The sequence below is a fragment of the Shewanella sp. 10N.286.51.B7 genome (assembly GCF_002873615.1).
Lineage (GTDB): Bacteria > Pseudomonadota > Gammaproteobacteria > Enterobacterales > Shewanellaceae > Shewanella > Shewanella electrodiphila.
This window is the reverse complement of record NZ_MCUF01000014.1, coordinates 1-12,406: the sequence shown is the minus strand read 5'-3', so window position 1 is coordinate 12,406 and position 12,406 is coordinate 1. Positions and strand designations below refer to the sequence as shown.

Below are 12,406 nucleotides of genomic sequence, written 5' to 3'. Positions count from 1 at the left end.
ATTGTCTGTAAAATAAACGCTAATGAATAAATTAGATATCACTGCTCACATAACAATAATAACGAGATAAGTAGGCCCTATGCTGCAAATGATGACTCAAGCCTGGTTAGATACATATCTATCAACGCGCGATGGCGAAACCAAGTTAGGCCAGCAGGTGCTATTGCTCAGTCAGGTGAATACTCAACCTAGCGAGCTAAAACATGCCCTTGTACAAGCAAAAAATCAAGGCGTACAGTTTGTGATCTTGGGTATTAGTGAAGATGCAGGCCCCAGAGCAAACTTAGGCCGTGGCGGTTCAACCACCGCATTTAATGCCGCGATGAGCCAGCTACTGAATTTACAATCAAACCGCTACCTCAACGGCAGTGAATGTCTTATTCTAGGTAATATTGAACCTAAGCAACTCGATACTCACGCCAGTACAGAACAACTAAGACAGGCTACAGCTGAACTTGACCATCAAGTCATTGAAGTAATCAGTCACATTCTCGCAGCAGAGCTTGAGCCTATTGTGATTGGTGGCGGCCACAATAATGCTTATGGATTATTAATGGCGCTGAAGTCTCATTTCAATCAAGCCGCCGCAGCCGTAAACCTAGACCCCCATAGTGATTTCAGACCTCGAGAAGGACGACATAGTGGCAATGGCTTTAGTTACGCCGCAGCCAATGGCGCCTTAGCTTATTACCACGTTCTAGGACTACATGAGCTTAAAAACAGCGAAACCACTCTAGAGCAGCTAAGTTTATTTGGCGGCGAGTGGCATAGCTTTCAGCAAATATGGGTCAGGCGAGAAGTGAGTTTGGAAGAGGCTCTAAAGGCAATTGCCAACAATTTAAATCAAACCCAGCTTCCTGTTGCGCTCGAACTGGATGTCGATGCTATTGCAAAAATGCCCAGCAGTGCATCAACGTTTGCTGGCGTGCCATTGTTAGATGCATGTCATTACATCCACTATATAGCCAAACACTGTCAAACGGCATATCTGCACATTGCAGAAGCCGCGCCCCAATGTCATGAGGCTGGTGAAATCGCAGGCAATAGAGATGTTGGTCAAAGTGTTAGCGAATTAATATATGCCTATATTCAAGCGAAGAAACCTGTCCAATATTAGGCGTGTTGGTCTTAGCTAGTTGAACGTTGCTCAAGATAAAAACGGATTAAGCGGCGGCAAGAGAATTGCCGCCTGTAATCTAAGCACTCTTTATTCGCAAAAAATTCGCTCAATAATGCAGAATCCGTTTTTAGCCGAATCTTTCAGGCAACGTTTGTTGTCCACTTTTTACAACGTTATCGGCTTTTTATATAAAATAACTGCATAACAGAGCATCAGCCTTGTCTAAATCAACAATAATTCGCTGCAAAAATAACCTTGAAAGATCAACACGCCTTAAACTCAATAACTAACAGTCATCTCAACAGGCTTGGCTATAGTTGAACCCTGTTATTAGATTAAACGTATCAATTACTGCTCATGTGTTATTTCACCATTTACAGGCTATTCAATATCGAACAGATTTATGGTCTAATGCAGGGCAATTTTAGTAGAACTGTTTTTACAGCGCTATTTACACAAAAGCATATATCGATTCTGTATCGCTGAATTCCACGCTGTTTCTAGTAAACTGGATCACACTCTCGCTGATTAAAGTTTCTGCAAAGCAAGCAATGGCATACACTCGCTGTTAATTACCGCATATTATAGGAATACACAGATGTCTGAGGGCGACCCAAAGAACACTCATTTTGGTTATAAGACCGTTGATTCAGAAAAGAAAGCTGACTTAGTCGCTGACGTATTTCACTCGGTTGCAGCTAAATACGACATTATGAATGATGTCATGTCATTTGGTGTTCATCGTTTCTGGAAACGCCACACTATTGCAACTGCGGGCGCACGTCCTGGCATGAAAGTGTTGGATCTGGCCGGTGGTACTGGTGACTTAACCGCTAAATTCTCACATTTAGTCGGCGACCGTGGCCAAGTTATTTTAGCGGACATTAACGACTCAATGTTAAAAGTTGGTCGGACTAAATTACGCGACAAAGGCATTGTGGGTAACGTAGATTATGTTCAAGCCAATGCTGAAGCCTTACCGTTCCCTGATAATTATTTTGACATTATCACTATCGCATTTGGCCTACGTAACGTAACAGATAAAGATGCAGCATTACGCTCAATGCGCCGCGTGTTAAAACCAGGCGGAAAGTTATTGGTGCTTGAGTTCTCAAAGCCACAACATGAAGTAATGCGCAAAGTTTACGATATGTATAGCTTTAAAGTATTGCCTAAAATGGGCGCACTAATCACTCAAGATGCTGACAGCTATGAGTACTTAGCTGAATCAATTCGTATGCACCCAGATCAAGAAACATTAAAGCAAATGATGATTGATGCAGGTCTTGAGCAAGTTGATTACACCAACATGACTGATGGTGTTGTTGCATTGCACCGTGGTTATAAGTTCTGATGCAGCCCAACCATTTTTCATTACTGACTTGCGCTGCTCTAGAAACTGCCATTGCGCAGTTACAAGCGCAAGATCAGGGTGAATATGCACGCCTTAAAAATTTACACGGCAAAGTATTCTGCATTCAATTAAGTCAGCTTGAATGGCCTTTATACTTAGTCTTTGCTAAGCAAATTCAAGTACTCAGTATTTATGATGCTGATGTTGATGTCAGCGTGACAGCTGATGCCACCACACTTTACCAAATATCTGAAGGCGAAAGCCTAACAGAGCTGATTAAGCAAGATAAGCTGAAGCTTGATGGCGACGTTAACTTATTACAAAGCTTTAGCCATTATCTGCGTCATATTGAATTAGATTTTGCAGAGCCCTTGTCACGTTATATTGGGGATGCCCCAACGCATATGTTGGTTTCTGGCGCTAAACAACTTGCCAGTTCAGCAAAGCAGGTTTTTGAAAAGTCTCGTTCTCACGTTGGCCAATTAACCACCGAAGAATATCGTCTTGCCCCCCATCAAATAGAATTCATTCATTTTCGTGATAATCTTGAAGAACTCGCTGATAGCACATCGGCACTGGTTACCCGAATAGATAAATTAAGAGAAAAAATTACCCCATGACAATTGCAAGTATCAGGCGCGGTTATCAAGTCATCAAAACTGTATTACATTACGGCTTAGACGAACTTTTACCCAGTAATAAAACACCCTGGTACTTCTCTCTTCTGCGACACAGCTTTTTCTGGCTCCGTAACCAACACAAAGATAAGCCATCAGCTCAGCGGCTAAAATTGGCAATGCAAGAGTTAGGGCCGGTTTATATCAAGCTCGGACAAATGCTATCTACACGTCGTGACTTACTCAATGATGAGTGGGCAGAAGAGCTAGCCATGCTTCAAGACAGAGTACCTCCATTCGATTCAGCTTTAGCCCGCGAAGCCATTGAAGCCGAACTAAAAGCGCCGATTGAAAGCTTATTTGATAATTTTGATGAAACGCCATTGGCTTCAGCGTCGATCTCGCAAGTGCATACCGCAAACCTCAAAGAAAATGGCGCTGAAGTGGTATTAAAAGTGCTTCGCCCAAATGTTGAAGCGCAAGTACAGGCTGATTTACAGCTTATGTGCCAAGCGGCGAGCTTTTTAGAAAGGTTACTAGGCGAAGGCAACCGCTTACGCCCTGCAGAAGTAATTGAAGATTATCGCACCACAATTCTGGGGGAACTCAATTTAAACCTTGAAGCCCTTAACGCGATTAAACTTCGCAATAACTTCTTAGATTCTGACGCACTGTACGTACCTTACGTGTATGAAGATTATTGCTACTCCCGCCTGATGGTAATGGAACGTGTGTATGGTATTCCTGTTTCCGATGTAGAGGCACTGAGAGCCCAGGGCACCAATTTAAAATTACTCGCTGAGCGCGGTGTTGAGCTGTTTTTCACCCAGGTATTTCGTGATAATTTTTTCCATGCAGATATGCACCCCGGCAATATTTTCATTAGCCGTGAGCACCCTGACAACCCATTTTATATCGGCATGGATTGCGGGATTATGGGCACCTTGAATGATGTCGATAAACGTTATTTAGCTGAGAACTTCCTCGCGTTTTTCAACCGAGATTATCAGCGTATTGCTCAGCTTTACATTGAATCTGGCTGGGTATCAGAAAACACCGATGTGTTAGCATTCGAGCAAGCGGTTAAAGTGGTTTGCGAACCGATGTTCAATAAACCATTAGATGAAATTTCTTTTGGCCATGTATTACTAGAGTTGTTCCGCACCGCTCGTCAGTTCGATATTGTGGTACAGCCGCAATTAGTCTTGCTTGAAAAAACCTTACTGTACATCGAAGGTTTAGGCCGTCAGCTTTACCCACAGCTTGATCTTTGGTCGACAGCGAAACCCTTTTTAGAGCAATGGATGTCTGAGCAAGTCGGGCCTAAAGCGATATTTGACAAAGTAAAAATGAAGTCGCCATATTGGGCTGAAAAACTGCCAGAATTCCCAGAGCTTATTTACGACAACCTAAAAGTGGGTCGTAAACTGCTAGGAACACAACAACAGATGCTAGATAAGTATCTGAAGTTTCAACACAAAGCTCATAAAAGTAACTACTTCTTAATAACATCTGCTGTATTGTTGATCTGCGGCACACTATTATTAAATCAAGACGCTACACTATGGCCTTCTTATATTTGTCTAACTGCAGGTATAGTGCTTTGGTTCACAGGATGGCGATCCAGACCAAAGAATCGTAAATTTTAACTAGCACTTATTCATTAGAGGTTCATAATACTCAATATAATGAGTGCTAAAATTTAGGCATTATTAAAAACACTTTTTTATTCTATAGAGGAAATGTTCATGGGCGGCATCAGTATTTGGCAGCTTCTTATCGTTGCGTTAATTGTTGTTTTGTTATTCGGAACTAAAAAGTTACGTTCTTTAGGTGGTGATTTAGGTGGAGCAGTTAAAGGCTTCAAAAATGCTATGAATCCTGAAGATGAAGAGAAAAAATCTTTAGAAGATAAAGATAGCACTGCAAAAACCTCTCAACAGGCAACTGAACAAAAGTCCGAGTCAAAGGACAAAGAACAGGCGTAATTCATTATGTTCGACGGTATTGGCTTTATGGAGCTACTGCTGATTGGAATTTTGGGGCTAGTGGTTCTCGGCCCCGAAAGACTTCCTACTGCGGTACGTTCAATCTCTGGGTGGATTCGCTCATTAAAGCGAATGGCAAACTCTGTTAAAGACGAATTAGAGCAAGAGCTTAAAATCGAAGAGCTTCATGCTGACTTAAAGAAAGCTGAAAGCAAAGGTTTGTCTAACCTATCTCCTGAATTACAAGAGTCTATTGATCAGCTAAAAGATGCTGCGCAATCCGTTAATCGTCCCTACCAAGTAGAAGACGTTAAAAAGGATGCACCTAAAGCGGAATCAGCTGAAAGCAGCACTGAATCAAGTGCGCCAACAAATGACTCAACCAGTTCAAATACCAAAAGCTAGCGGGTAATCAATGTCACAACAGCTACCTCTCATTAGTCATTTGCTTGAATTGCGTAATAAATTACTCAGAGCTATCGGCAGTGTTTTGCTGGTGTTTATCTGTTTAGTTTACTGGGCAAATGATATATACCATTACATGGCGATTCCATTAATGCAGTCACTGCCTGAAACAAGCAGTATGATTGCTACTGATGTAGCTGCGCCATTTTTCGCCCCATTTAAGTTAACCTTAGTTTTATCATTTTTTGTGGCGATTCCTTATGTGCTTTACCAAGCTTGGTCGTTTGTTGCACCAGGTTTATATAAGCATGAAAAACGTCTAGTGACCCCTCTGTTATTCAGCAGTACCTTGCTGTTTTATTTAGGGATCGCGTTTGCTTATTACATTGTATTCCCGGTTGTATTTGGCTTTTTCACCAGTGTTGCGCCTGAAGGTGTTACTGTGGCAACCGACATCAGCAGCTATTTAAGCTTTATTCTAAAGTTGTTTTTTGCCTTTGGTTTGGCCTTTGAAATCCCTGTTGCTGTGGTATTAATGTGCTGGGCAGGTGTCACCACACCTGAAGAGCTTAAGCAAAAACGACCATATATTGTCGTAGGTGCTTTTGTCGTTGGCATGATGCTAACGCCACCAGATATTATTTCTCAAACAATGTTAGCAATTCCTATGTTAATATTATTTGAAGGCGGACTATTAGCAGCCAAGCTATATACGCCGAAAGAAGATACAGATAACGAAGAGTCTGAGAGCGAACGCACCGACAGCTAAAGTTAATTGCATTTGTTACTCATGGACTAGTAAAACAATAATAAAGAAGGATTCTGTTATGCGTTTAACCTTGGTTGCCACTTTTGCTTTGGCTATCTCTTCTCAAGCTCATGCTAGCATCGAGCAACAACTGGCTAATTGTGCCAGTCATACTGATAAATTAGACCGCCTAATGTGCTTTGACGCATTGGCGGCTTCAGTTAATACCGCAGTTGCTACTCAGCTTCCTGCTGCTGTGCCTACAACTTCAACAGAAGCTACAGCCGTTGCAACCACAGCAGTTGCAGCAAATACCCCTACGACTGTTGCACCTGCCGTTGCAAGTGTTTCTTCAACTCAAGCTGCCAGTACTGCTGAACAAGAGTTTGGTCTAAAGAAAAATACAGCAGAAAAAGATGAACAGACTTTTGGCTTAAAGCAAGTGTCAGAAGAAGAGGATGATGTTCGTTTATATGCTGAAGTCAGTTCAGTTAGTAAAGATCCTTATGGCGCATTAATCGTTAAATTATCTAACGACCAAACTTGGAAACAAGTAGGGACTTCACGCTACAAATTAAAAGCGGGTCAAACCATCTATATCGAAAAAGGTGCGTTAAGCTCATTCTTGCTTGGCAGTGATGACCGTAACTCGACTATGCGAGTTAAGCGCGTTAACTAATCATGCCTCAGCATATCGATATTGCTGTTAATCTACTGAGTAGTCGATTAGCAGCAGATATAGACAACATCATACACAAAGCGGTGGAACATCATGTTTCACCGTTAATCGTTATCGGCAGTGATATTGCCGAGAGCGATGAGTCCGCTAAGCTCTGTCAGCAATATCCCCTTAAACTTTATAGCACCGCAGGTGTTCATCCTCATCAAGCCAGTAGCTGGGATGAAAATAGCTTAGATAAACTGACTCAAATAGCCAATAGCAAACATGTCGTCGCCATTGGCGAATGTGGTTTAGATTACAACCGTGATTTTTCTCCTCGAAAAGATCAACGTCAGGCTTTTGAAGCACAACTTGCGTTAGCAGCTACATTGAATATGCCTGTTTTGATGCATTGTCGTGATGCTCATGATGATTTTATCGCGATTTTAAAGCGTTATCGCCATAAACTCCCAAGCGCTGTATTACACTGTTTTACAGGCACAGAGACCGAACTTAAAGAATGTATCGCCCTTGATTTATATATTGGCATCACTGGCTGGGTTTGCGATGAAAGACGCGGTGCAGAACTTGCGAGTATCGTACATCTTATCCCGAACAATCGGTTCGTGGTTGAAACTGATAGCCCTTATTTGCTGCCAAGAAGCATGCGCCCAAAACCTAAGTCGAGCAAAAATCTGCCACAATACTTGCCTTATATTGTTGAGTCTATCGCGACACTTCGCAACCAACCTTATGAAGAGTTTGCAGCCCATTGTTATGCTAATAGTATTCGTTTGTTTAATTTAGGCGAGCGATAATGCTAAAGCACAATATGGATTGGTTACGTCGCTCAATGGCATTGTTATTATCAAGTTTTTTCATCATCTTAAGCACAGGTGTCAATGCTTATGATGCGACCAGTTATACTGACAACACAGAACATCATAATATCCCACTACGTTTAACCGCTTCTTCAATCACTAAAATCGACTTAAAGCCGTGGCTGTACATCCATAATTCGAATGATGTCACTGAAATTGCCAACCTCAAACTCCAGAACAATAATCAGAATCAATGGCGTAAATTAACCAGTAATGACTTACGCAAAATTGGCGCTAAAAATACCTGGTTAAGCTTCAGTCTTTATAATCCAAATGATCAGCTATCACGCATTATTGCTCTAGATAACCCATTAATGGATAGCATTAAGCTATTCCATTTAGTCAATAATGAATTACTCAATATTGAACATATGGGAGACACCCTCCCCTTCGATCAGCGTCCATTGCAGAGTAATTTATTTTTATATCCTTTTGATATAAAACCAGGAGAACTGCATACGTTTTATTTCAAAATTGATAATCGTGGCAGCCTCAATTTTCCTTTAGTATTATGGAGTAAAAACGATTTTAGCCATGCCATTGAAACCCAAAGTTTAGCGAATGGTTTTCAAATTGGGATTTTGATTGCTATTGGGGTTTTTAGCCTATTTATTGCCTTAGCCTCTGGGTCGTTCAGTTACAGTTACTACAGTGGCTACGTGATTTGTTTAACCGTTATTGTGGCTAGTATTCATGGTATTGCATTTCAGTATTTATGGCCTAACTGGCCCTCTTTACAACAGTTAGCTGTTCCCGTCTTAATCCCGTTGGCACTGGCTTTTGCTTTGATGTTTACTGAAAAGGTCATGCAACTTAAATATCACAGCAAGCCAATGTTATTACTTGGCCGTTACTTAGCGGTATATTGTATTTTATTGAGCTTAATTGTCTCTTTTATCGACTTTAAATTTTCCCTTTATCTACTGAGTTTTTCAGTCATTTTCATCAGCTTTATACTGATTGTTTTTTCACTTATCCAAGTCTTCAAAAGAACCAAAAATGCCCGATTATATGCAATAGGTCGTATTGGTCTATTTGTCGGTTCCTTGTTCACTGGGCTGATGTATTTAGGTTATCTCAACTGGGCAGTATTCCCGCAAACACCAGTGATGATAGGACTAACATTTGAAGTTGTGATAATGGCAGCTGTACTGGCTATGCGTTATAACGATGAGCGTAAAGCCAAATTACAAATGCAGCAAAAAGCACTTGAGCAAGCGATACGTTTACAACAAAACCGAGATGAAGCATTAAGGGCAGAAGCCGAGGCAAATGAGCGTCTTGAACAAATGGTTGCCGAAAGAACCTTAGAACTTGAAGTGACCTTACGTGAACTCAATGAAGCGAACCAAAAGCTGACTCAGCAAAACACTATCGATAGCCTTACTGGAGTGAAAAACCGCAGCGAATTTGATCGTCGTTTAACCGCTGAGGGTCGTATTAGCCGACGTCAACAAACCTCTTTGGCGCTGTTAATGCTTGATATCGATAAATTTAAAGCCATTAATGACGAACACGGACACCTTGCGGGTGACCACTCGATAAAAGTGATTGCGACAACAATTTCAGATTATTTAAAGCGTCCAACCGATCTGGTATCACGTTTTGGCGGTGAAGAGTTTGCTATTATATTACCGAATACTGATAGTGAAGGAGCGATGACGCTAGCAGAACACGTTCGCCTAGCAATATCCAAGTTATCAATTAATTGGGAAGGAAGCCCTATTCCCCTTTTTGTGAGTATCGGAGTCAGTGCTGCAGTTGTTGAAACTGAAGAACATCCGACTTTGTTACTTGAACAAGCAGATAAAGCGCTTTATCAAGCTAAGCGCGGTGGGCGAAATCAAGTTTGCCAATTTTCGCCAGAATAAGATGAGATTAATATCAGGAGTCAAATGTGAATATTATTACTAGTGCGTTTCCACAGCGCAGAATGCGCCGTATGCGTAAACATGATTTCAGCCGTCGTTTAATGTCAGAAAATAAATTATCGGTGAATGATCTTATCTACCCAATGTTTATTCTTGAGGGAAACAATCGCACTGAACAAGTCGCATCAATGCCTGGTGTCGAACGTTACTCGATTGATTTATTACTTAAAGAAGCTGCAGAGTTGGTCGAACTAGGTATTCCGCTAATTGCATTATTCCCCGTGACTCCTGCTGAGAAAAAATCGTTAATGGCAGAAGAAGCCTATAACTCAGATGGCCTAGTTCAACGTGCAGTGCGTGAGCTAAAACAAGCCTTCCCTGAACTCGGTGTGATGACAGATGTTGCACTAGACCCGTTCACGACACATGGCCAAGATGGCATCATTGATGATACTGGTTATATTCTTAATGACATCACAACTGAAATTCTAGTCAAACAAGCATTATCTCATGCTGAAGCTGGCGCAGATATCGTAGCCCCTTCAGATATGATGGATGGCCGCATTGGCGCTATTCGTGAAGCGCTGGAAGCTGCAGGTCATGTGAATACTCAAATCATGGCGTATTCTGCTAAGTACTCTTCTAGCTACTACGGTCCTTTCCGTGATGCGGTCGGCTCTGCTGGCAACCTTAAAGGTGGCAATAAACACAGCTACCAAATGGATCCAGGTAATAGTGACGAAGCACTTCATGAAGTCGCCTTAGATATTCAAGAAGGTGCTGACATGGTTATGGTTAAGCCTGGCATGCCGTATTTAGATATTGTCCGCCGAGTTAAAACTGAACTTGCCGTACCGACATTCGCTTATCAAGTGAGTGGTGAATATGCCATGCATATGGCAGCGATTCAAAATGGCTGGTTAGCTGAAAAAGCCATTGTGATGGAGTCGTTACTTTGCTTTAAGCGTGCTGGGGCGGATGGTATTTTAACTTACTTCGCCAAATCAGCAGCACAATGGCTCAAAGAAGATAAGTAAAGCCTAACGTTAACCGCTTTATATTTTAGATTGTTTACAAAAAGAGGCCAATTGGCCTCTTTTTTTATATCATTTTGAATCTAGACAATTAAATCATTCAACTAGTCTTTAAAAATTAATTAACAGGGTTTATGCTTAAATTTTCGCTTAATTGCATCAATAACGTATAGGTTAATGATGACAATGGATTGAAAGTTAAGGAATGCAAATGATTGTGGATAGCATTGATGTATTGTATTACGTAAAAATTGGCTCGAGCGTATTCGCAATTGCGAACGATGGTCAATGGCACGCTATTAGTTCTGAACAAGTCATTAATACTCTTCCATTATATGATATCAACGCAGAAGATATCCTCATTAACGACCAAAGCGCACCCTATATCGTCGTTGATCAGCAAGTTGTCACTATTCCAAATACTTTATTGATTAATTCGTCTCAAAATCCATCAACTCCCTCTTCTACACAGCCAAATAGCCCTGATAGCCAAGCACCAGATAACGCATATAATCAGACGCCATCTTCAGAGACACAAGGGTTAAACTATTTCTACAATGTCATTCAGACTCAATACAATGCTTTAATCGCACAATCTGGTTATAACTCTCAAGGTGATAACCTTTCAAAGGACACTAATAACATTAGTTCGCTTATCGGCGAGCAGGATTCTTTTGTAACACTCACTCTATCCGTCAATATTGATGATGCCAATGATGGTTATTTAAATAGATTCGAAGTCCCTTCTGTTAGTATTTCTGGTCAAGCATTAGATGCTATTAATGGCCAGATATTGAGCTTGAAGCTGACAGATGTTCATGGCCAGCAACTTTATATAGAAGTCACTGTAATCAACGAAAGTTGGCGTCTAGACAATGTTGATATATCCAACCTTGCAGAAGGACTTCTTAATGCAGAGATAAGTGCTCCCACTTATCAAGGAATAGCTGAACCCGCTTTTGATTACTCAGTTAAAGACACCCTTGCTAGTATCAGTATCGAGATTGAAGATCTTGATAATGTTATCAATGCTGCTGAAATATCGTCTGTCATCATTAAAGGGACGGTGGCTAATGTTGAAGATGGCCAAACGATAATGGTGACCTTATCGGATGCAAATGGCTCAAACCATCAAGTCAACACCACGGTAGCAAATGGTATCTGGACTCTTCCTCCTCAAGACTTATCAGACTTTGATCAAGGCTCCCTGATTGCAACTGCTGAAGTTATCGATATTGCAGGTAATCCTGTATCTGCAACCACACAACTGCCAGTCGATACTCTGGCTGATATTACCATTGAAATTATCGATAACGATGGCGTCATTAATGCTACTGAAATTACACAAGTCGCCATTCAGGGCACTGTGACCAATGTTGAAGATGGTCAAATCGTTACGGTAACCCTAACGGATAATCAAGGCCACAGCTTGATGCTCACCACCATCGTCACTGGTGGCATTTGGGTATTGCCCCCTCAAGATTTAACTGCATTTGATGATGGCTACTTAATAGCAACAGCTGAAGTCTCTGACATTGCGGGTAACCCTGCATCTGCAACCACACAACTGCCTGTCGATACTCTGGCTGATATTACCATTGAAATTATCGATAACGATGGCGTCATTAATGCTACTGAAATTACACAAGTCGCCATTCAGGGCACTGTGACCAATGTTGAAGATGGTCAAATCGTTACGGTAACCCTAACGGATAATCAAGGCCACA

General features: G+C 41.4%; 11 protein-coding genes and 1 pseudogene. All 12 read left to right on the top strand.

The features are described 5' to 3' along the window. Nucleotides 1-79: 79 nt before the first annotated feature. Nucleotides 80-1,117 carry a formimidoylglutamase gene (locus BCU84_RS01780; protein WP_102526392.1) on the top strand — a complete coding sequence of 346 codons (1,038 nt, stop codon included), beginning with the start codon at nt 80-82 and terminating at the stop codon, nt 1,115-1,117. 601 nt (nt 1,118-1,718) lie between these two features. Then, complete coding sequence (gene ubiE / locus BCU84_RS01775) at nt 1,719-2,474, top strand: bifunctional demethylmenaquinone methyltransferase/2-methoxy-6-polyprenyl-1,4-benzoquinol methylase UbiE (RefSeq protein WP_102526391.1); 756 nt, start codon at nt 1,719-1,721, stop codon at nt 2,472-2,474. Further along, on the top strand, nt 2,474-3,094 hold the full coding sequence (locus BCU84_RS01770) for an SCP2 sterol-binding domain-containing protein (protein WP_102526390.1): 621 nt from the start codon (nt 2,474-2,476) through the stop codon (nt 3,092-3,094). Before ubiE ends, BCU84_RS01770 begins: the two co-directional genes overlap by 1 nt. Continuing rightward, complete coding sequence (gene ubiB / locus BCU84_RS01765) at nt 3,091-4,740, top strand: ubiquinone biosynthesis regulatory protein kinase UbiB (RefSeq protein WP_102526389.1); 1,650 nt, start codon at nt 3,091-3,093, stop codon at nt 4,738-4,740. The genes BCU84_RS01770 and ubiB overlap by 4 nt, the downstream gene beginning before the upstream one ends. A gap of 99 nt (nt 4,741-4,839) precedes the next feature. Continuing rightward, entirely contained in the window at nt 4,840-5,079 is a 240-nt protein-coding gene (tatA, locus tag BCU84_RS01760; protein WP_102526388.1) for a Sec-independent protein translocase subunit TatA, read from the top strand. Nucleotides 5,080-5,085: 6 nt separating this feature from the next. Then, on the top strand, nt 5,086-5,484 hold the full coding sequence (gene tatB, locus BCU84_RS01755; RefSeq protein ID WP_102526387.1) for a Sec-independent protein translocase protein TatB: 399 nt from the start codon (nt 5,086-5,088) through the stop codon (nt 5,482-5,484). A 10-nt stretch (nt 5,485-5,494) separates the two neighbouring features. After that, the gene (gene tatC / locus BCU84_RS01750; protein ID WP_102526386.1) at nt 5,495-6,253 is read left to right on the top strand and encodes a twin-arginine translocase subunit TatC; all 759 of its coding nucleotides are present in this window, start codon (nt 5,495-5,497) and stop codon (nt 6,251-6,253) included. Between the two features lie 58 nt (nt 6,254-6,311). Next, nucleotides 6,312-6,911, top strand: a complete 600-nt coding sequence (locus BCU84_RS01745) for a hypothetical protein (protein WP_102526385.1) — start codon at nt 6,312-6,314, stop codon at nt 6,909-6,911. 2 nt (nt 6,912-6,913) lie between these two features. Next, nucleotides 6,914-7,711, top strand: coding sequence for a TatD family hydrolase (locus tag BCU84_RS01740; RefSeq protein WP_102526384.1), 798 nt, complete (start codon nt 6,914-6,916; stop codon nt 7,709-7,711). Then, complete coding sequence (locus BCU84_RS01735) at nt 7,711-9,645, top strand: diguanylate cyclase (protein WP_241906334.1); 1,935 nt, start codon at nt 7,711-7,713, stop codon at nt 9,643-9,645. Before BCU84_RS01740 ends, BCU84_RS01735 begins: the two co-directional genes overlap by 1 nt. Before the next feature lie 26 nt (nt 9,646-9,671). Then, entirely contained in the window at nt 9,672-10,682 is a 1,011-nt protein-coding gene (gene hemB / locus BCU84_RS01730) for a porphobilinogen synthase (protein WP_102526383.1), read from the top strand. Nucleotides 10,683-10,890: 208 nt separating this feature from the next. Further along, nucleotides 10,891-12,406: pseudogene (locus BCU84_RS01725) on the top strand (adhesin); the annotation flags it as partial.

Coding starts and splice junctions, on each gene's coding strand:
- BCU84_RS01780 (WP_102526392.1), top strand. CDS start 80: ATGCTGCAAATGATGACTCAAGCCTGGTTAGATACATATCTATCAACG.
- ubiE (WP_102526391.1), top strand. CDS start 1,719: ATGTCTGAGGGCGACCCAAAGAACACTCATTTTGGTTATAAGACCGTT.
- BCU84_RS01770 (WP_102526390.1), top strand. CDS start 2,474: ATGCAGCCCAACCATTTTTCATTACTGACTTGCGCTGCTCTAGAAACT.
- ubiB (WP_102526389.1), top strand. CDS start 3,091: ATGACAATTGCAAGTATCAGGCGCGGTTATCAAGTCATCAAAACTGTA.
- tatA (WP_102526388.1), top strand. CDS start 4,840: ATGGGCGGCATCAGTATTTGGCAGCTTCTTATCGTTGCGTTAATTGTT.
- tatB (WP_102526387.1), top strand. CDS start 5,086: ATGTTCGACGGTATTGGCTTTATGGAGCTACTGCTGATTGGAATTTTG.
- tatC (WP_102526386.1), top strand. CDS start 5,495: ATGTCACAACAGCTACCTCTCATTAGTCATTTGCTTGAATTGCGTAAT.
- BCU84_RS01745 (WP_102526385.1), top strand. CDS start 6,312: ATGCGTTTAACCTTGGTTGCCACTTTTGCTTTGGCTATCTCTTCTCAA.
- BCU84_RS01740 (WP_102526384.1), top strand. CDS start 6,914: ATGCCTCAGCATATCGATATTGCTGTTAATCTACTGAGTAGTCGATTA.
- BCU84_RS01735 (WP_241906334.1), top strand. CDS start 7,711: ATGCTAAAGCACAATATGGATTGGTTACGTCGCTCAATGGCATTGTTA.